The following is a 20,945-nucleotide window of genomic DNA, read 5'->3' on the forward strand; positions in this document are numbered from 1 at the left end:
CGATGGCAGATTCAGAGATGAAACGCGGTCTGGCACAGGTGATGTACCGATTCGGTCCCGAGTCGCTCTTCGACTATGGGCGGCGGGGACTATCGATGAAAGTGTCCCGTTGGGAGACCGACAAGATCGACTCGCTTGACGCGAACTACGTCGCGGAACAGATCGCCACTCACGCATCTAGTTTCCGGAACGACGACGAGGATCCCTGGGTAGACCTCACGGTAGACGACGTGGATTTCCGACGACCGAACCGCGTCGTCGGATCACTCTACCCGCTGACCATGTACTGTCAGAACCGGAGTTGCCACCGCGTCGTGAGTAAGAAAGAGCCCAGTCACTTCGTCTACACCAACGGGGAGTGCCCCGAGTGTGGCGGTGAACTCCGTCAACTCGCCTTCGTTCTTGTGCACGACTGCGGGAACATGATGTCGATTAACCCGCAACCCTGCAGCAACCCGGACCACGGATACGACCACATCTACCTCAACAAGCAGAACATCAACGACCCCCTTTCGTGGTACTTCTACTGTGGTGAGTGTGGCGACTTCTGTGGGAACATGTCGAAGCGTTGCACCAAGTGTAACAAGGAACGCGTCTACTTCCGTCCGATAGCGAGCAACTCCGTCTACTACTCCCAAGGCGACGTCCTCGTCAACCTTCCAATCGACCAACGATACAGCGGCGACATCGAATACGGTGAGAGCTGGGCCCGCATACTGATGGCCGCTCACCTTGGTGACCTTAACGACGTCGTTGAAGAGGAGGGGAAGACCTACGAAGAACTCGGCCGGATGACGACGGACGAACGCGACGCGAAACGCCGGGAGAAGCAGATAGAGGAGCTGAAGGAGAAAGTGGGTGCAGATCAGGTCGAAAAGATGATCGAGAGCGGAGTGGATCTCGGAGACGTCTTCGACGTCGCGGAAGACACGATAAAGGGTTCGACGCGAGAGGAGGTTGTGGAAAAGAACCGCGAACGTGTCGAGCTCCCCTCCCAGCGAGACGGCGATAGTGACGTTGATCAGGCGTACTCGACGCTCTCTCACGAACTCTTCACCTATCTGCGCTCGACTCAGGGATACGAAGGGAATCTAGACGCTACGGACGGGATGGAGCGGCAACCCACTCCTCTGTCCCTAGACGGTCTCTTGGAGCAGGATGATTTCCTCGAATCGAACCCGGAGGCAGAGGTATACCCGGAAAAGCTCCAGAAAGTGAACATCGCGTCGGCGTGGGTCGTGGACAATCTCCCCCTGCTGAACTACACGTTCGGGTTCACCCGCGACCGCCCCGAACGGTCGCGGACGGACCTGCAGCCCTTCCCACATCCCCGGGGTGAGGACAGCACTCCCGTGTACGTTGACCAAACGCCCTCTGAGGCAATCGTCCTCCAAGTGGACCGATCCGCGATCATCGAGTGGCTGGACGAGAAGGGCGCACTGCGTGGTGTTGAGCGTCCCGATACAGACGATGAGAGTGACCTCAAGGAGTGGTTCTTGGAGAACGTGGACACCAACGAACTCCGTGACCACTACTCGCCCATCGAAGACGGTCTCACACGGGAAGTGTACACGCTCCTCCACTCGATGAGCCACGCGTTGATGCGGACGGCAAGCGGACAGTGTGGTCTCGACAGTAACAGCATCTCGGAGTACGTGATGCCGAGCGTTCCGGCGATCTTCCTCTACGCGAGCAGCACCGAACACTTCTCCCTAGGAGGGATGCACACACTGTTCAAGACGAGGATTCACCCATGGGTAGACGAGACTATCGCGGACGTCCAGCAGTGCGTCTACGACCCCGTGTGTGAACACGAGGATGGTGCCTGCCACGCGTGCCTTCACATGAGTGAAGTCGCTTGCGAGAGCGCCAACGGGAACCTCGACCGCCGATATTTAGTCGGCGGCGACAGAGGTCGAATACCCGCGTTCTGGGAGTCAGGATACGTGTGACCGACGACCACGACGCGATTTGTACGAACTTCGCAGTGGTCCGCCAGTTCGACGACTTTGACCGTGTCGTCGCTATCCGAGACACCATCTTGGCTCTCGACCGCAGCGCCGTAACTCGGGACGACGTAGATCGGGGGTTAGAAACACCGCTGACTACCCGAGAGGCGGCTGCCCTCTTCACCTGTCTCCAGAAGAACGGAGCAGCGACTCAATCGGCGACTGACGAGCGGGGTTTTGCGGACTACACTTTCGAAGTCGATCCCTCTGAAGTAGACCGAGTACTGACCCAGCAAGCCGCGGTGATTGCATCTGACGGTCGTTCCTCCCACACGGGCCAGGACGACGTCGTCAAGTTCGTGGCTACACTTCCAGGAGGATTCGAACCGACCTCCGCACGCGTCCGTTCGATCCCCGACATCGCCTCTACGATCCGTAACCAGGTGTTCGACGCCGATTCGTCGGTACGGATCGCCAACCCGTACTTCGATCCATCACTCGAACTCGTGTCCGACCTTGCGAGTCTCCCCCGGCGAGGTGTCGAGACACGACTACTGACCCGAGAGACCGCAGACGAGGAAGGCGATACACGAACGACGCTCAACAAGATGTGGGACTTGATCGACGAGGACCACCGCGACAACTTCGAGGTGAGAGACCTCTATCGATGGGACGAGAGACAGGGGTCCCAAGCGTTTGCGACTCACGCGAAGATCGTGATCGTTGACGATAGGGTCTGCTACGTCGGAAGCGCGAACCTGACCGATACGAGTCTCTCGACTAACTTTGAGTTCGGCGTCGTCGTCGAAGGTGACATCGTTGAGGACGCTGCGACAGTGTTCGACGAAGTGTTCGAGTACTCCCATCCAGTTGAACTGCCGATATAGCCGGTGAAACTCCTTGAATTGCGGGTTTACGGGCTATCTGCCTTTGATGTCGTCTACCTCGTTGAAACCTTCAGGAGGCGATAGGTTTCTATACAGCGCGTCTCAGTCAGAGACTGACTTTGACCAGATCAAATTAGAAGCCAATCCCCCTGCGATAGCAAAGTAATATACTTCTATCGAAACGGTCGATATCAGGGCCATAAGAGGAGACATTGTATTAATCCAGAAGTATTATACTTGAGTGGGGTGTGTGGCTATACAATGCCTGAAATATCGGTATCTGGCGAAAGTATGGAGAAAGTGAATGAGATAACTACCGAGCTGCACCAAGCTCAGAAACTGATTAACCAGGGACGGCCCCGGATCATGGAGGAAATGATCGAGGTAGAGGAGGCGCTGAAAAGCCTAACAGAGAATCGTAGAGGCGTCAGACGAAACAAGATTGAAGACAAGGTGGATATAGAAGGCAGCGTGTATCAGCACTTGCAACTATTGCAGTCGTACGGAGTGGCCTCATCAAGCGGCCAGGGCGGTAACTGGAAGCACACCGGCGAATAAATACCAATGTCGAAATACTGGCTTGCCCTCCATAAACGCTTGAGCGGAAGTGACATTAACGACAGCGAGGATGCATGGAGATATCGGAGATTTACGACTAATGGTTGTAAGATAGATCCCCAATGGGAGGAAGGTCGGTATAATACATGCCATGATATTCCACAAAAAGCATCCAAAGGTGATTGGATATTCGACGCTGTTTGTCCTAAGAGCGCTGTAGATCTACGAGTAATCCGATCAGCATATGAAATTACTGATGAAAGAGGAGGAGTACTTCATTTTGAGTCGTATCACTTCCTGGATGGTGATTGGAAAGAAGGGATCGTGTTGACTAATCGGCGAGGTGCGCATGAAGTTGATCCTCATCGTGGTCAGGAGTGGATTAACGTTATTCAGAATTTGGAGACCTATAGCCACAATCTTGCTGGTGAAAAATCTCAATCTCATTCAAGCAGTAAGTGGGATGAGATGGTCACCCGGACACCACGGGACTAATCCTCTACGATATTATCAATTTAGACTCCTAGGGAATGAAAAGTCTCACACGACCGCTTCTTTCGGGGAGAATTGGGTAAATCATGTGATAAACTCCGCGTCGTTAACGATCTCCTTGCGTATTAACGTGCAAGATACGACCTTTGTAGCGCTTCTTACCAGTTGCTGAGGGTTTCAACAGAGCCAGAAAGATACTTATGGGAGTAGCAAATTGGTGTTAGTACACTTACTCTCACGTACTTCGTGTCGAATACTCAAACGCCCGTTCCCGAGGTAACACGGTAATGCATCCGGACGCCCCACCGGACGAGTCTAACGTCCTCGAAAAAGTCGAGACTGCCCTGAAACAGGCAGTAAGAGAACACTCCGACCTAAACTGGGAGTACGGGACTCGGATCAAGCGACAGAAGTACACGTACCTTGCGGTTGAACACTTCACCGGTGACGACGAGACGTTCCCGGTCACGTATAGCTGGTACAAGTTCGGGGCCGTGATGCCAGCAGCTCCGAAGTCGGGAACAGTCGGTCCAGCGAGCACGCAGATGCCTACACCGGACGCACGGGAGTCGGGGATATTCACGGCGGCCTTCGACGACATCGTCGATTTCTACCGACGCAGTGACTTCACACCCGGGTTAGACCAGGACTGGTGGTACGCGAGCGACCTGGACTTCCTCGCGGCGTTCTACGAGTCACACGCGCCAGAGGAGTATCGGGACTTGTACCTGGGGAACGTGGCGCTCCGACAGCACCTCAATTCCGCCTTAGAGGAGGTTCGGACGGCTCAGCGAGAATCATCAGCAGGTCGGCCTTCTCCGGTGTTCGGAACAGAACAGTACGAGGACGTCGGGCGTGCTGCAGCTCGAATGCACCTCGGCTTGGTAGGTATCGATTTCCTGAGTCAGACTCTCGACGAAGTTCGAGAGTTTACGAATCTAGTGGAGGACGCATTTCTTGTCCTCAGTCAGACGCGTGCTTCAGAAGTCACGGAGTCACAGGTGGCCGTGCTGGAAGAACTGAAGCGGGTCTACAACGAGTGGATCTGGGAGTATCCCGCCCTTTTGATGTCGAAAGAGACTGCGAAGGGCCCGAATGCCCCGACCTTGCGGAAGTGGTCTGCCCAGAAGCACTTCTCTGTGGAGGACAACCTACAGAAACACATCGACAGTATTAGCCAATCGTGTGTGGATGCTGGTCTAGTTCCGACCTCGGATCAGTACCCGGAACACGACGACGACGTGGAAACTATCGGTCGAGCCGTCGCACTCCAGGCGATGCGTCGAGATGAGTGAAATTGCACCCGCAGGGGACGTAGAGGACGTATTCACCGATACCTGCGTGTTGTTCGCTTACGCTGTCGAAGGGGAGGCAGATGCAAGAAAGCTCTTCGAAGACACCGCTCTCGACAAAGTAGCCAGCGAGCGCATCAAACGCGAGTTCGTCTCGGTAGCTGATCGGCACCAAGACATCCACCGCGAGCTCCTAAAGTTTGCTGCGACGGACGATCTGGACGAGTACGAGCCCACCGATCTGGACCAGAAGAACGACGTTCGGTACGTCATCGACCTATACTCCGACCTCACCGATATGGACGACGTGGAGGTGGTTCGTCGATTGAACGAACTGATCAACCGGCTGGAGAAAGCGAGAGACGAACTCTTCGACACCGACGGAGTCCTCACTATCTTGGCCCTGGATGGAGTTGACGCTCAGCTGGTTGGCCTGCTACGTGGTGTCGTCGAGAACGAGGACGATATCAGAGTTCTCTGTGATGCAGCCGCGTGGAGCCGAGACGGCGGCTCGGGTACATTCCTCACCGAAGACACTGAAGACCTCTTGGGGAGCGACGAGGATACAGGAAGCGCTGTAGAAGGTGGTGAAGCGGATGAAAGCGGTGATGGTCTCCCCGACTCCTTTGCGGATTTCTTGGGCCCAGAAAACAAGTCCGTACCGGAGCGAATCAACGACCAGATAGTGAGTCGCTACGATACTGACTCAGCGTTAGAAATTCTCTCGATAGAAGATTTTCTCACTATTGAGGCTAAGTGAAAGGTCCTTACCGAGACTCGGCAACAATCTGTCTAATCATCTCTCGTGCCTCGTTCTCCGACAGTCCTTCGAGCTGAACGTTCGTCAGTGCGTGATTGAACCGCCGTGTCGTCTCGTCTATGACACGCGACGGTTCGTCTGCGAGTTCGTCACACATGGCTCGAACGGCGGGTTGGTAGCGCGCGAACCAGCGGTCGAACACCTTGTTGACCATCGTCTGGTTGGCAAAGACCGAGTCAGTCGTCGAATAATCGTCGCCACGCGAAGTGAGTTCCGCGATCCACCAGAGACGGTGGATGGCGTTCGAGTACAAGTCAGAGCCTGCACCGAGGAATTTCTCCCTCATCGCTTCCTCGGAACGATACTCCCAACGGTGTCGGACGAGATCGGGATACCGGACGACTGCTAGCCAGTGCCAGAGGCCCGGATCGCCGGCGGTTCGTCTCGTGATGTCGAGACCACGGTGAATCTCTTCGGCGAGTGCGCCGTCTATAGCTGTATTATACTCCGGGTACTCCTCAAGCACTTGCTTTACTGCCGAATCAATCCTGTCCAGGTCGGCCGTCGGATGACCTGGCATGGGCTCCACGTACTCGTTCAGTTGTTCGTCGGTGAGCGTCACCTCACCCTTCATGAATGGTTCACCAACGAGGCGACGTCCGTCTTCGGTCAATCGGTGTAATTCTGTCTCGGTCACGTTAGATCTGGAGGCCTTCCTCCATGAGATGGATCAGTTGCTCTCGGGGGTTTATGTACTCCTGAAGTTCGCTATCGATTCGTTGTATCACGTGGGGTAGGGTCTGTGGGTCAGAGAGATCGTCGCTAAGACGGTGAGTTGCCTCCGACACGTCGCTGGTATCGTAGAGGTTACGAGCAAACGTCTGAAGTACCATCTCCTGCCACTCGTGTTCAACGTCACCCTCTGCGTCTACGGCACTCCCAGCCCGAACAAGCAGTTGCACCCACACACCGTAGCTCACCTGGTCGAGTATCACGTCACGCATCCGAGCCTCGGCCCCGACAGATCCTCTACTCTGGAGGACCTCGGCAATACGAGGATGGTCGGAGTTGATCCACAATTTAGGACGACTCTCGTTCCGGAAGTCGAGGTAGTATAGCTTGTTCCCATCTGGGAGGTGAGCATTTTGTGAGAAACGCACTCGCTCACCATCAATGGCGGCTCGCTCTTCGTCGTCGGGGCGGTCAACGACGACGTAGTACAGCGTCCCACTAGCGACGCGGAAGTTCTTTTGCTCTGCATAATCGTTTGATCCTTCTCCCGGATGAGATTCTGTGCGAACGAGATACGGACGTAGTTCGACAGTCCCTCGGACAGTGCTCTTTGGAACTTCTAGCGTGATGTTGTATTCACCGGGCGTCGTAGGAGCTTCAGAAATGATGACCCGGTCACGGTAGATCGTTTCGTGACAGCGAATGGCCACATAGAGCTTGGCCGGAGGCTGTGCCCGTTCGTCCTGCGGAAAGACTGCTTGAACCGTCTCCTCAGGCAGGCGTAGTTTCCCGTAGAGAGTGATGGTTTTCCAACCCGGATCATCACTACTGTCAGATGACGACACTGCCGACGCGAGGTCAATCTCTGTCTGTGCTGGGTTCAGTTCAAGTGCTGTTTTATTCCCGTCGTCAACGGTGAATGAGTCCAGTTCGAAGTCTATTCCCTTATCCCGATAATTGAACGGAAGTGTCGTAGTACGGTGTCGCTGCGAGTGCCTGGTCACGCTTGATCCCCCTCTGGTGTCTGTAACTCTGCGAGTATCTCTAGTTGTGTCGCGCCGACATCACCGTGTACTAAGTCAGCGGCTTCATCAGAATGGGAACGACCAGAGAACGAGACTTCATTGACGTGTTCGTCGGCGACAAGGTGAGCACATCCATCGTCGTACGACACGGTCACGCCGGATTGTTCGATCTCGACATAGTCAATAGGAATGTCGTCGTAACGGGATCCGTCCTCACCAACACCAGTGAGTGAGATGTCGGCACTCCATCCATCGAACTCCTCTGAGAGTACTTTAATTCGACCAGAGATCGTCCATGCGTCGCCATTGAAGCGAGACGAGCTGTCAATCTCAAAGGCAGGGTCGGCGGGCGACGTCGTGGATCGTGGATTCCCACTTCCGTGGATCGGGAATCGATTCAGAACGTTGTCGGAGAGGGAGTCACCGTTGCTGCCCTTCGAGATCAAGTGACGGAGGCCGTCGCGCAGCGTTCCGAACATATCGTCGAGTGCCATCCGGAAGCCACGTTGATACTGCTCACGGAGGTTCTCGGTGGACTCCCACTCGTCGTGTTCGGGTGGTTCGGCGAACCGGAGGAACCGGTCGATTTCTCGGTCACTCTTGGATGGAGTCCCTTCCGGCTGTGCTTCACCAGCGGCTAACACGCCGAAGAAGTTTCGGTCACCATAGGCGACACGGCTCTGGTCGTAGTACTTGACCACCATCCCTGCTCCCCGGAAGAGCGCGACATTATTCAGGTACGCATCGTTGTCTGCGGGGGATGCGAGACGTGCCGACAATCGGACTGAGCCGTCGGGAGTCTCGGCTCCATCAGCACGAGGCGGGAGCTTAACGGGAATATCAAGTCCAGCAACATCTCCGGGGTCTACCAGCGTCTGGGCGTCCGTAGTTCTCTCGTCGTAAGCCTCAACGAACGGTCGGATCGCCGGGACGCTCTCTACATCGGCTGTCTGTGTCTCGTCTGGCGTTTCGACCGTGATTTCGAGGTCTCCCCGATAGATCGCTGGCCAGAAGTACTTGACCGAAGCGTCAACGAATTCCTGTGCGAGGTCTTCAACCTCTGGTCGCTCGTCCCGCGTCGGATCCTGAAACTCAACGACCATAGCGCTCGTTCCACTGACAGCGGGCCGTTCTACGTGCAGTTGTTCTGCGAGCCGCGATGCGTGCTCTCCCCAGAAGGACTCTGGGCGAGGGCCATCGTCTGTCTCAATAGGCTGGCAAAGCCACCCCGCACCTTGGTACGTCGTGTCGTCCTTCGGGAGTTGGTGTGTCGGGAACTTAGAGCGGGCGATGAGTCGCGGAGAATCGTCCTCACGCTCACTGTGTGCGAGGTGCGAGTTGAAGACGACCGTCGAAGCACCCGAGAACGTCCAGAGTACGGACTTACCGAGGCCGTACGAGCCGCCGGCGGTATCGTCTTGCTTGCTGCTGTAGAGTTCGTCGCGGACTAGCGCGGCGTAGTTCGAGTCTTCGTCCCAGCTTCCGGTCAAGCCGGTCGTGTTTCTGTCTTCAACGACGAGGAGGCGGAGTTCGGAATCAGGGTCGTTGACTCGTTTAACGACCCGTTCGTAGCGATGGCCATTATGTGTGTCTGCGACCGCTCGCATCCGTTCACCGAGTCCATCGTCCCAGCCGAGTCCGTCAAGGAACTCCTCTTTCTCGTCACCCGTGAGCGTGACGAAACGGAACGTCACTTCAACTGGATCGCCATTCGAGAGGCCCTGATCGTTCGCGTTTTGGAGGACCTCACGGACGAATGCCTCGGAGTCATGGTCAACGGCGTGTTTGGTTGGATCGTCGCCGTAGCGTGGTGCTCCTGGTCCACCACTGAAGAAGAACCACTCAACCGCTTCGTTGATTTGTATCTGCTCCTGATCCATGTGAGAAACCGGTATGTTCGTACGGAACTAAGACCACCTAGTTAGTATTACTGTTACGAGTTGATGTAGTCCAGTCAGTCGAAATGAGCAGGGGTTCTAATCGGGTGATCTCACCGACTTTTCGCGCGGTAGGAAGTAGTCGGGATGGTGTTGTTACCGAACGCTTATATGACGATACACGGGAAAGAAGGTTATGAAGGTAGCCGCAGTGGATCTGTTCTGCGGGGCCGGCGGACTTAGCTATGGCCTCCAACAAGCCGGCATCTCGGTCGTTGCAGGGATTGATCAGGACCGAGACTGTGAGCACCCGTACGAACAGAACATAGACGGCGAATACGTACGAGCGGACATCCGCGCGTTAGCACAGGATCCCGAACCAATCGCACAGATGTATCCGTGGGATGCGGACCTAAAGGTTCTCGCAGCATGCGCGCCTTGTCAACCATACTCCACGATGGGGCATTCGAAGGGAGAGGGCCATGAGGACCATCAAAAATGGGGGCTGCTAAACGAGGTGTCACGGATCGTAGAATACGTCGAACCAGACGTAGTCGTCACCGAAAACGTACTCCAAGTGAAACAGGAAGATGGCGTCTACGACGCGTTCATTGAGAGCCTTGAATCCCAAGGTTATCAAGTCAACAGCGACGATAACAAGAACGTCTATTGTCCTGAATACGGAATCCCACAGAAACGGAAGCGGTGGGTTGTCATGGCGTCCAAGCGGGGCCCCCTCTCTCTGCCCGACCCCCCGATTCAGAACGAGGACGACTACCCGACGGTCAAGGACACGATCGATCACTTGCCACCAATCGAAGCTGGAGAAGTTAGTGACGTGAACGACGTACATAGAGTACGTTCTCTCTCGAAAAAGAACCTGGAACGTATCGATAACATGGAGCCCGGCGGAGATTGGACTCTCTGGGAAGAGGCGGGCCTTGACCACCTCCTTGCAGACTGCCACCGGAAGGCAAGTGGACGGTCGTACAAGGCACCCTACAGCCGGATGCGACCCGACGAACCCTCTCCGACGATCACGACGCAGTTCTACAATTACGGGAGTGGTCGCTTCGGACACTACGATACAGATCAGAATCGAGCACTCTCGCTCCTCGAGGGAGCATTGCTTCAGACATTCCCAGAAGACTACGACTTCTACGACGAGTGGGAGGACGTCGGCGTGTCAAATCTGGGCCGAATGATCGGTAATGCAGTCCCCCCGAAGCTCGGTGAGTACATGGGAAAGGCAATCCTCTCGCACGTCGGCGCAGCAGCGCCGTCTGTTGAGTCCACCGTCGCCGACGATTGAGTGAGAACTGATGTCGTCTGAGACGGAGCACCGATTTCAGACAAACCTGCTTGAATGGGGGAAAGAGAACCGCCGCGAATACCCGTGGCGGGAACCGGATCGAACACTGTACGAGGTATTCATAGCGGAGTTCTTCCTGACTCAGACACCGGCTGACAACGTTGCAGCGGTCTATCCGAGGTTCCTGGAACGGTTCCCCACGCTGGAGGAGCTAGCGGAGGCCAGTGAGCACGAACTCGTCGAAGCTATTGAGCCCCTCGGATTCCAAAACATGTGCGCAGAGACGCTAAAGCAGATTTCCTCATCGCACGATCTCCTCCCACCGAGCTGGACTCGCTGATGGAACTTCCGTGAGTGGGCCGGTACGTGGCGAACGCCACATTGTGCTTCGCTCGTGGTGACCGATTGCCGGTTCTTGACAGGAACGTTGAGAGGGTGTACAGTCGAGTATTTCGAGATGCATGGCCCGAGACAGAAGCAGATCAGTTGGCTTTCACGCGGAGATTAGTACCTGATGACGCCCGTGCGTACAATCTCGCCCTGCTTGATTTCGGTGCGCTGATCTGTCAGACTGAACCGTTGTGTGAGCAGTGTTTCGCCGACGAGTATTGTGTCTACTTCCAAGAATCGAGAAGGAGTACATAACGCTATGAGATCGCTAGCAGTTGTTCTCGGGATACTGTCGCATGACCAAATCGCGTTATAGATCCAGCACGACCACCGGAACTCCCTGCTGTGTGGGATTTCCGACAGAATCGGCTGAGTCGGACTATACTTTAGTACCGTTTTCAGATGGAGGCTTTAAATTGAGTCAATGTCTAAGCGCATAGCAGTGACAATCTACGTGAACGCTACACGGGTCTGCCCTACCAGATATTCTCTTAGTGGCTTCCAGCGTGCTGAACCAGTTGTGGGTGGTTCTGCGTGACATCAGATGGAGAGACCACACGCGAAGAGCCACTTATCCTCCACTGTTTCGCAGACTACGGAACGGAATCAGAGGTACTCAGCGACTTTGGAAACGTAATTCGTGTCGGAATCGATCCCAAGGATACGAACGAAAGTGCGCCGATCAAGGCAGACGCCCATATTGAAGAAAAAGAGTGGGACCTACCGATCAAGGACGGCACCACGTTTGATCTCGGGCTGTTCCACCCGGTCTGCTCACGGTGGGCCGCGACGACGAGTATCTCGGGAGATCCTGATGAGCACGAGAACATGATCCCGAGTGCACGGATACTCGCCGAGAAGTACTGTGATCACTACATCATCGAAAACGTTCCGCGCGCACCCCTCAACGATCCCGTTGTGTTGAACGGGCGGATGTTCGGTATGCCGATTGAGTATGAGCGCGCGTTTGAGACTTCGTTCAAGGTTCCACAGCCCCCCCGTGAGAAACGGTTCTTGACTACAGATGGATCGTCTGAGAAAGCTGAGACCTCGTCGTTCTTCTTCTCCGAACGGTCCCGAGAGTGGTGGGCAGCGGTCAAAAACTACTCACCAAGGTCGTATCCGAAGAGTCACATAGCGAAGAACGCGATTCCCGCGCCATTCATTTACTACCTGATTCGAGTGTGGTTGATGGTGTACGAGGACGAACAAGGAATCTCGGAGGGGCGAGTGGACTACTCCGACTACAACAAGCGGATGGACATTGAGCGCAAAAGTGAGGACAACCACCAATTAGACGAGTTCTGATGTGACACAAAACAGATATCCGATACGGACAAGTGGATCACAGATTTCGGTAAGAGGTACAGTCTGATGGGCGAGAACGAGTGTCACGTATATCTGGATCGAGAGCCAAACTCGTCATACGTCGGGGACCCGTTTGTCGGTGTGCCCATTTCCCGCGACATCGTTGAATCTGTCGCTACTCAGTATCACGTAGAGGCCGATTCACTCGCCAGAGCCCTGCGAGAAATGCGAAACACGTCCGTGATTAACGCTGAAACACTCTTCACGGGTTTTGATCCTCTTCCTGTCGGTCAAAGTGACGATGGGCTGTTGTACGTGCTAGCCGACGCGAATGGGTGTTGGGACACTGTGGCCAGCCGAATCGGACTCACAGAAGATGGCCAAGAAGCCGTAGCGGCCGCTCACGACTGGCAGGTCAGAGATGTGATTAAAGACAGAGAAGCGAGAGGTGACAGCGGGTTCGTCATCTCCTGCTCGGAGTTTCCCGCAGACGCTATTGACGATATCGTAGCGGTGGTGGCCAAGACCAGACTGACGAATCGACAGGCGACGTTTTGGATCCTCTCACAGTACGTCCCAGGTAGTGACGCAATCGCCCGAATCCTCTCGGTGCCCGAGTCAATCGTTCAGTCGGAGCTCGCCACCGTTGACCAGACTACGCGGCGGAGCGCGGCAGAGATACGAACTCTTGACGTCCCTGGACCACTCACTCGCCTTGAACCGGAGCCCCAGGCCTCAACGTGGATGGGGCTCAATTGGTCTAGATGGTTCAACCTTCAAGACTGGAAAACGCTCCGCAAAGAACTGCCACGCCGCCCAGGCCTCTATCGAGTTCGACACTCAGAACTCCCGGGATTAATGTACGTTGGGGAGTCGGGATCTAAAGGAGGCGTCCGACAGCGCGTAGGGCTAGGTCTGTCAGCCGGGGTGAACAAATCGGATCAACAGACTAGTGACAAACACGGTGCTGCCCGTCCCCTCCAGCAAATTACTGAAGTTGCGGGAGGTAAGATGGAAGTTTCTGTTGCTACACCCCCAATATCGTCGAATCGGAGACATCGCCGCGCCATAGAGGCGACTCTGGTGGCGGTTTGTCGGCGAGAAATTGGCTGGACTCCTATGGTCCAACTGAACCGAGAGCCTGCTGAGTACGCAAGCGGCTCCGACGGCGAGTTACATCATGAGTTGAGGGACATCGCAGAACGGTCCTCATATACCGTACCGTCATGGCAGCCCTGGCGTGACGTGACCGCCCCACAATGGTTGGGTCTCAACTGGACCGAGAGCCGTCCGCTCTCTGAACGAGACAGGATCGACAGTAGTGGAGTACATGCGTTTCGACTGTGGCGGGAGGATCAAACGGGGGAACGGTGGGGTCAAACGGTCCAAGAAATAGGTACAACCGGATCAATATCAAGTCGGCTGTTCAAACTGCAGAATGAGTACGGAGATGAGATGCGTTTCTCTGTCGTCGCCCTTAACGGGCTAAGCTCTGACACACAACGTCGGTCGCGTGAACTCAGAGAAGTCCGCTACGATCTCGTCGGCGCACACTATTTGGCCACTGGTACTCCCCCAAAGGCACAGTTCTGATCCTAATCGGAGGGCTACACCGGCGACGTACCGCACATATTTATGTCGGAAGGAGAGAGTTGTGGCAATTATGAATCGTAGCGCACACTTTTCCGACAGATCTGGGGTTACACCCGCTAGTGCCAGTGGGGTGTTGTGATGAGCGGTCAGTGGGGATTCACGACGTCTCGACCGACTGATGCTCGGTACGGTGACGACGTTGCAAAGTACGCGATGTCACACGGAGAACCGGGGCTGAAGACATTCGTTCGGGAGGTGTTGCAGAACTCAAATGACGCACGGTTGGACAACGATCAACCAGCACGGGTCACGTTCAAGTTGGAATCCTTACAGGGCGACGAGGCAATAGAGTATCTCAGAACACTTGATATCGAGACGTGGTCCGAACACGCTAATTTAGCGACAGAGACGGAGAGCGGTAAGCACATCGCTGAAGCAATCAAGCGCATAAAGGACGACGAGAAGATCCGTATTCTGACTATTGAGGATGAAAACACAGAAGGTCTACTCGGTGAGGAGAACGCCGACGAATCAAACTTCACCGCTCTGGTCCGCGACGTCCTGTTCAGCAGTAAATCAGGTGATACTGCTGGCGGGAGTTACGGTCTGGGGAAGGCTGTCCTCTGGCTGTACTCGGGTCTGTCACTCGTCATGTTCAACTCAACGCTGAGCGAACCTGACCCGAAAGACCAGTCCCCTCGATTGATCGGTCGGACGCGCTTGCCGACGCACAAGTCGGAGGACGGCGATACGGTGTACCAAGGGCACGGTTGGTACGGTGGTCTGAACGACGATGAGGAGGGCGCGAGGCCGGAGTCCATTTGGGGAGATGAAGCTGAATCAATAGCGGATGACCTCCAGTTGGGTCGTCCGGACGGACCGGGAACAAGCATCCAGGTTGTGGACTTCCGCGTACCTACAGCGGAAGAGCGACTGGACAACGAAGAGTTAGCGGACCAGATCACGGAGATGGCAATCGAATGGTTCTGGCCCGCGATTTATCGTGGTGATCTGGAGGTCGCAGTCAAAGTAGAGGGTGAGACGAAGCAAGCAAGTATTGACGAGTATCCGCAGTACGAACCCTTTACGAGCTGTCTGGCCGACCGTGCTAACTCGGTCAGCCAACTCAACGAACCCGGAGATGTCGCGCAAGCGACCATATCACTTGAAGTCCCAGAGAAGAGTGACGGAAGTGGCGGTGCGGATAGCCAACTTGATTTGCTAGTTCGGCGTGCAGATACGAGCGAGTATCAGCATCAGAACGAGGTGGCGTTCGTTCGAGGTTCGGGAATGGTTGTTCAGTACTACGACCGAGACCGAGTCGTCGTCGGGGACCAGGACTTTCACGCCATCCTTCTTGGTGGGCGCGCGCGACCTTGGGGAACCGATGAAAGTCCACGAGACGCAGATACTATCGTGGAAGAATTCTTGACCGCTGCGGAGCCGCCTCAGCACGACGAGTGGGTGCGAACGGAGACACTGGCGAACACCTACTCTCGGGGATTCCGAACCGCAGTAGAGGGCATCAAGTCTGACGTGACCGAGACGTTACGCGGACTCGTTGCGCCCGACGTTGACAGAGGCGCGACTGGGCCTCAGCGTCTGGGAAACCGGTTCAAAATTGGAAACGAATCACGAGGTGGTCGTTCTGATCGTGAGTCACCCAGTAGTCAGCGTGTCACCGGAAACACGAACATCTCGTTTGACGAAGTATATACACACTGGTCGTTCAACGGTGAGGTGGAGCCTTTGAGCGACCGTAACGAGATACGGGCAGTCACCGTCTCACTGGTCCGGATGGCAGAGGAGAGAGCAACGTCGGATCGCCTCCCCGTACAAAACATCTCGTCAGATACGGCAGGGGTTTCGATATCGCTCCCAGAACAGAAGGGAGTCCAAGTAGGGCGGCTGGAACCAGTACCTGGCACATCAAAGATCTCCTTTGAGGGCGTCTCAACAGAGGACCACAGACAAGTAGAAACCAGATTGAAGGTATCAGTTGACGTTGCAGAACGGAGGGACGAATAATGGCGACTGTCAACGAGGAAGTTGAAGCAGCAGAACTGGACGAAGAAGGAGAAGATAACGTCCAGACAGGTAGCTTAGTCAGCCAATCTCTCCCGCATGAGTACCAAGAAAACGCGCTCAAATTTGATGTCGAATCGTTCCAGCTAGATGGGGCCCCTCTCGGTGATAGAGGTGACCTTATTGAGGATGAGCAGTTTCTGTCGCTGGTGGATGAGAGTAGCTGGGAGACTCTGGAGTTAGAAGGTAAGGTTACCGTTGACCAGGATACTGTTGAGGATGTCTTCCCATTTGACGAGTGGGAAGAGACGCCAGGTCGTCTCGCACTGGTGAAGGAAAATCCCCTCGCAATGAGTCGAGACCGGCAGATACTCGCCGACTCTCCCTTGGATGGAGGGACCTACGAATTCACTTTGTGCATCAATCGTAACGACCACCGTGGACGAGTGAAAATCAAGCCCTTCCTCACCAGAACCAAAAAAGGCGACTCTAGTGGGTCGAAACACGCGTCCAAAGTCGGGGCACGAGTCGCTGACGGACTCTCGTGGGTCATTCGACTTGACGAGAGAGAGGACGGTGGGAGTCTTCTCATGCCGATCATAGAGGATTTCAGCGACTACGACAGCTTCCCTGACGAGAACCATATCCACTATCTCAGCCTGGAGGCACCTCGGAACCCGCAGCTCTACCTGAACGGGGAACATCCACAGGTGGTTGAGGTCTTGAACAACTCAGGGGCCACAGGTGGCCCACCACGGCTGCGTGACGTACTCTACGACTACATTGAGCACTCCGTCTGGACGCAGCTATTGATGCAGACGGCACGCGACACAAGTCCCGATACCGGCGAACCGGAGTACGGCTGGCAGGAAGACGTATTGGACATATTCTTGGACGATTTGTACCCGGATCTCGGAGACGATGAGGCGGCAATCCAACTTGCCGAGGACGTTCGGAGTCACGTCGATATCCCGAACCTTGTCCAGCAGATTGAACGTGCGGTACATCAGAAGTACGACATCCCGTCCGACACGACGAATCTGATTGAGGAGGCGATCCAAAGTGACGACTGAGCTTTACCATCTGCAGAGTGCGGCCCATCCGATGATCGACAATCGATTCCTTGCGGGCGAGCGTGAGCTCACGGAGGAGGATCTTCGTCCGTACTTACAGCCGCTAGGTCGTTCCGTAGACCTAAGTCCGGTAGACGAGCGGATTGAAGAGATCCGTACTGATGACGAGATTGACGCTCAGGACTCGCTTATTGACGCCGAGCTAGCGCCGACACTCCACCGTACTCTTGATCTGACACGCAATGAGGCGGCAGACGCCGGACTGTGGCACTACCTCTGTGTCGTTCGGTTCCCGGAGTTTGTTCACTACCGGTGGGATCACGTCTTCAATCCGGAGAGTCCAGATAACATGGAGGAGAAGTTCTTAAAGGCCGGAACGGATGCCTACTCCAACGCACTACACCGGATCTGGTGGGGTGCTGAGCTCACCTACGAGGAAGGAGAATCGGGAGAGGCCAAGGATCGGGACTACAGTAGAACGAAGCAAGTCCTCGGTTTCCAGGAACTTGCCAATGACATCCTAGACCACGACTTTGCACGGTACATCCCCGTTACGCACGCCTGTGGTGATCTCCTCTGTCACGACACACTGGACGGGATTAAGGAAGAGGGTACGTACGACGATCCACCGTCAAACAGTAATATCGTGAGCCGAACGACGACGCTACTTCGAGAAGAACTGACGGTTCGACGTGTCGAGATGATGGATGAAGACGACATTGTGGAGACAATAAAGGACCTCCGTGACGACGTGATGCGTCAGGAGGCTGGCTGGTCGTAGCGTCTAGGTCGTTTACGGTCCACCATGGAGACGGCGTGGAATAGAGAGAGTCCTTAATGAGTGTTCGTTGAAAGTCCGTTGGAGAAGAGGGTTTATGTGGGCTGGACTCCTACGGAGAGGGATGCTTGGATGAGCGATGGTGTACAAATGATGATCTTCTCTGGGATGAAACTGTGAGATGGCTCTTGGAAGGCCTAATGTACTACAGTAATCAGAAGCCACCGGTAGCACTCTTAGGTGGCGAGATTAATCTCGCTGAAAAGGAACGAGATAAAATTGAGCATTCGAGAATTAGCTCACATTGAATGGTCGTTGGTCAACCGGTAGGGGTTTCTACAGTGAGGGTAATACGATTCGTTGGTTGAACCTGAGCTGCGAATCAACGTAATCGCTTGATTGGTACAGGTATCGCCAGTAAGTGCGATCTGATAGAAAACTGATCCAGATTGTATTCTGCAAAGCGTTGAATCGTATTACTGGGAGCAACAGCGGAAATGGGAAGCCAAGTTCTGCTAACAGGCGACAGAAGCAGAGGTGAGATTGTGTTACTCGGTGTCCGCTGGATCGAAATCAACGATGAATGTATCTTCGTCCTGTACCCGGAATAGGATGCCGCGTTGATTGCCTTCCGGATCAGCAACGGGGTAGAGTTGCTCCCCGGTGTCCATCGTGAGTACAGGCGGCCGGTACCCAGAGACGGTTTCCCATCCACGATACTCCATCGCCGACAGTGCCATCGGGGTCAAATCCGTGATACGGGAACCGGTGATGGCATCCCAGTCGTCGACATCTTCTGCGTGGAATAACCCGGGCTTGTTGCCCTCCACGTCATTAACTGGGATGAGCAGCGAGCCGTCACCGAGTTCAAGTGCGATCGCTGTATCGGGGGCAGCGACTGTCCACATGAACCCGTCGGGGGCGTCGCCGGCCAAATGACGTACAGCGGTGATGACTTGGCCCTCAATATCGCTCATACCGTTTTCGTTGGAGACGGCATGGATAAACATTGCCGCCATCTGATTCGCTGTTCACCACACTCCATCCGTATTTACCTCGGTCCCATTTGGTGGACGCCCGCATGCAAGGGTTGATGTGCACAACACTCGGTAACTTACGCGGTGCGTCTATACTCCCAACGAATGATTACAATAGAACATAGTTGGTCTCACTATACTCTTCGTAAGACCGGTCGCTTACTCGCAGCGGTTGACGATTGATTCGTTGTAGTGGAGAAACGGTTTCCCGACGGTTGTTCTGATTGTCCTTGTTGTGATCGACCGTTCGTATCGGTTAAGGTCAGGTGAGCGAGGTTCGAAGAAGTGCCGAAATCATTGTCCGACGATGCAAGTGCTTGGTTCTAGTTCCTACACGGGTGGGAGATCAGCAACTGTCGCATTGGAGTTGAGTGAACCAACGTGAACAGGTTTCGGAGTGCCGATTTTCTATCCTATTGGAAACACATAGACTTATTGTCTATATTGAGTCGTCGTTGATTCGGGTAAGGAAGCTGGTTTCCGCTGGCGGGACCTGTGGTTGCCGAATGCTGAGTCTCTAAAGCGGTATCCAACGTTTGTTCTTCGACAACGACCGACTCTAGATTTAACGGGAAAGAATCATCATCTGGCATTACTACTGTTTCTGCATGCCAACTGATCGGCTCTGTAGTATCGTCCCGATGTTCGGCGGTGGGACGCGGTACGCTGAGACGTTGGATGCGGTGCTTGAGTTCGTGGAGGCACATCACCCGACAACAGACGAACTCGTTGGGTGGCATCGCGGATCGTTTGTGAACGTATCGAGCCGAGACTCGATTATGCGGCGAGTGAGTTATTTACAACAGGTTGGCTTCCTTCAGCAGGCGGATGAGCGGTGGGTGCTCGGTGATGCTGGCCGGGAGTACGTTGAGCAGGGTGATGTGGGGACGTTGCTTCGGATTATGTGTGATCGAAACGTTGGGTTGCGGAGTCTACTGTATGCGTTGTCTGCTGGGCCGATGACGCTCGGGGAGGTGAGTGACCAGCAGTTGGATACGCACCCGGAGTTAGGGTGGAGTCGCGGGGAGACGGACATGGCGAGACAGCGAGTAAATTGGTTGCGAAGCATGGGGCTCGTCGAGGAGCGAGGTGACGCGTACGTGTTGACGGATGACGGCCGGGCGTTCGTCAAGAACGCGGTTGCAGAGTGGAGTGACTCGAATTGGACGCCAGCGACGAGTAACGACGGGATGAGTACTGGGACGTACGAGACGACGATTCACGCTCGAGCGGTTGACCCTGAGTTCCGTGCGACAGTGATTTCGCGGCATGATCGAGAGTGCCCGATTTCGGGTGTTGACCATCCTGGACTGTTGGACGTGGCGCACGTATTATCGTGGAGTGACTACCCCGAGTACAGGGCGGACTTGACGAACGTGCTGCCGTTGAGTAAAACGCATCACGCTGCGTTCGACCGGGAGCTGTTCACGATCGACCGGGACTACCGGTTGCACGTGAACCCGTCCTTCGAGACGCAAAGCGAGTTATTGCAGCGAACGATTCTTGATCGAGACGGTGAGCGAGTCGCGCTTCCTGAGGAGAGTCTGAACCCGGAGTACCTCGCACAGCATAACGCGTCACTCGCGTGGGTGTAGAGATTAGCTGAACCGACGAGGTAACGTGGTGTGCGGCAGTGTTCCTGCTGATCCTAGACTCCTGATTATCTTCGATATTGTTCGCATGGCATGTAGCGGTTCTCAACGGGCGATTGAGTCCAAGCGAATATTCCTGATGAGACTGATGCGGATCACGAACAGTATCACGGCGGACATGGGCAAGTCACCGCGGTCTTGTCTGATGATAATTCGATTACCGACGATATGCGAGACTCTCGTCTGTGAAGATCCTACTACAACG

General features: G+C 54.9%; 16 protein-coding genes. 12 read left to right on the forward strand and 4 right to left on the reverse strand.

Going from position 1 to position 20,945, the window contains the following annotated elements; translation table 11 throughout:
* The first annotated feature begins 2 nt into the window (after nucleotides 1-2).
* The 5 genes from ACERIM_RS13480 to ACERIM_RS13500 all read left to right on the forward strand — a co-directional run bounded on the left by ACERIM_RS13480 (nucleotide 3) and on the right by ACERIM_RS13500 (nucleotide 5,938).
* The gene (locus ACERIM_RS13480; protein WP_373633105.1) at nucleotides 3-1,952 is read left to right on the forward strand and encodes a Zn-binding domain-containing protein; all 1,950 of its coding nucleotides are present in this window, start codon (nucleotides 3-5) and stop codon (nucleotides 1,950-1,952) included.
* Nucleotides 1,949-2,836, forward strand: coding sequence for a phosphatidylserine/phosphatidylglycerophosphate/cardiolipin synthase family protein (locus tag ACERIM_RS13485; RefSeq protein WP_373633106.1), 888 nt, complete (start codon nucleotides 1,949-1,951; stop codon nucleotides 2,834-2,836). Before ACERIM_RS13480 ends, ACERIM_RS13485 begins: the two co-directional genes overlap by 4 nt.
* Before the next feature lie 261 nt (nucleotides 2,837-3,097).
* On the forward strand, nucleotides 3,098-3,394 hold the full coding sequence (locus ACERIM_RS13490; RefSeq protein WP_373633108.1) for a hypothetical protein: 297 nt from the start codon (nucleotides 3,098-3,100) through the stop codon (nucleotides 3,392-3,394).
* Nucleotides 3,395-4,173: 779 nt separating this feature from the next.
* Nucleotides 4,174-5,181, forward strand: a complete 1,008-nt coding sequence (locus ACERIM_RS13495) for a hypothetical protein (RefSeq protein ID WP_373633109.1) — start codon at nucleotides 4,174-4,176, stop codon at nucleotides 5,179-5,181.
* Nucleotides 5,174-5,938 carry a hypothetical protein gene (locus ACERIM_RS13500; RefSeq protein ID WP_373633110.1) on the forward strand — a complete coding sequence of 255 codons (765 nt, stop codon included), beginning with the start codon at nucleotides 5,174-5,176 and terminating at the stop codon, nucleotides 5,936-5,938. The genes ACERIM_RS13495 and ACERIM_RS13500 overlap by 8 nt, the downstream gene beginning before the upstream one ends.
* A gap of 7 nt (nucleotides 5,939-5,945) precedes the next feature.
* On the opposite strand, the gene ACERIM_RS13505 is transcribed toward ACERIM_RS13500, so the two are convergent.
* From ACERIM_RS13505 to ACERIM_RS13515, 3 genes are all read right to left on the reverse strand, one after another.
* Nucleotides 5,946-6,572 (reverse strand): DUF6339 family protein, encoded by a 627-nt coding sequence (locus tag ACERIM_RS13505; RefSeq protein WP_373633111.1) that lies wholly within the window; start codon nucleotides 6,570-6,572, stop codon nucleotides 5,946-5,948.
* Between the two features lie 64 nt (nucleotides 6,573-6,636).
* Complete coding sequence (locus tag ACERIM_RS13510; protein ID WP_373633113.1) at nucleotides 6,637-7,674, reverse strand: hypothetical protein; 1,038 nt, start codon at nucleotides 7,672-7,674, stop codon at nucleotides 6,637-6,639.
* Nucleotides 7,671-9,575, reverse strand: a complete 1,905-nt coding sequence (locus ACERIM_RS13515; RefSeq protein ID WP_373633115.1) for a hypothetical protein — start codon at nucleotides 9,573-9,575, stop codon at nucleotides 7,671-7,673. Before ACERIM_RS13515 ends, ACERIM_RS13510 begins: the two co-directional genes overlap by 4 nt.
* 193 nt (nucleotides 9,576-9,768) lie before the next feature.
* Here ACERIM_RS13515 and ACERIM_RS13520 point away from each other — a divergent pair, with 193 nt between their 5' ends.
* From ACERIM_RS13520 to ACERIM_RS13545, 6 genes are all read left to right on the forward strand, one after another.
* Entirely contained in the window at nucleotides 9,769-10,884 is a 1,116-nt protein-coding gene (locus ACERIM_RS13520; protein WP_373633116.1) for a DNA cytosine methyltransferase, read from the forward strand.
* Nucleotides 10,885-10,894: 10 nt separating this feature from the next.
* A complete protein-coding gene (locus ACERIM_RS13525; RefSeq protein ID WP_373633117.1) occupies nucleotides 10,895-11,224 on the forward strand; it encodes a hypothetical protein in 330 nt (109 codons plus the stop codon).
* A 584-nt stretch (nucleotides 11,225-11,808) separates the two neighbouring features.
* Nucleotides 11,809-12,582, forward strand: a complete 774-nt coding sequence (locus ACERIM_RS13530) for a hypothetical protein (protein WP_373633119.1) — start codon at nucleotides 11,809-11,811, stop codon at nucleotides 12,580-12,582.
* 1,806 nt (nucleotides 12,583-14,388) lie between these two features.
* Entirely contained in the window at nucleotides 14,389-16,203 is a 1,815-nt protein-coding gene (locus ACERIM_RS13535; RefSeq protein ID WP_373633120.1) for a hypothetical protein, read from the forward strand.
* Nucleotides 16,203-17,273 carry a hypothetical protein gene (locus tag ACERIM_RS13540; protein ID WP_373633121.1) on the forward strand — a complete coding sequence of 357 codons (1,071 nt, stop codon included), beginning with the start codon at nucleotides 16,203-16,205 and terminating at the stop codon, nucleotides 17,271-17,273. Before ACERIM_RS13535 ends, ACERIM_RS13540 begins: the two co-directional genes overlap by 1 nt.
* Before the next feature lie 31 nt (nucleotides 17,274-17,304).
* Complete coding sequence (locus ACERIM_RS13545; protein WP_373633122.1) at nucleotides 17,305-18,054, forward strand: DUF6339 family protein; 750 nt, start codon at nucleotides 17,305-17,307, stop codon at nucleotides 18,052-18,054.
* A gap of 545 nt (nucleotides 18,055-18,599) precedes the next feature.
* Here ACERIM_RS13545 and ACERIM_RS13550 read toward each other — a convergent pair.
* Complete coding sequence (locus tag ACERIM_RS13550) at nucleotides 18,600-19,028, reverse strand: hypothetical protein (protein ID WP_373633123.1); 429 nt, start codon at nucleotides 19,026-19,028, stop codon at nucleotides 18,600-18,602.
* 668 nt (nucleotides 19,029-19,696) lie between these two features.
* Between ACERIM_RS13550 and ACERIM_RS13555 the strand changes: the two genes are divergently transcribed.
* Complete coding sequence (locus tag ACERIM_RS13555; RefSeq protein ID WP_373633125.1) at nucleotides 19,697-20,683, forward strand: HNH endonuclease; 987 nt, start codon at nucleotides 19,697-19,699, stop codon at nucleotides 20,681-20,683.
* Nucleotides 20,684-20,945 lie beyond the last annotated feature (262 nt).

The sequence above is a fragment of the Natrinema sp. H-ect1 genome, assembly GCF_041821105.1.
Taxonomy (GTDB): Archaea; Halobacteriota; Halobacteria; order Halobacteriales; family Natrialbaceae; genus Natrinema; species Natrinema thermotolerans.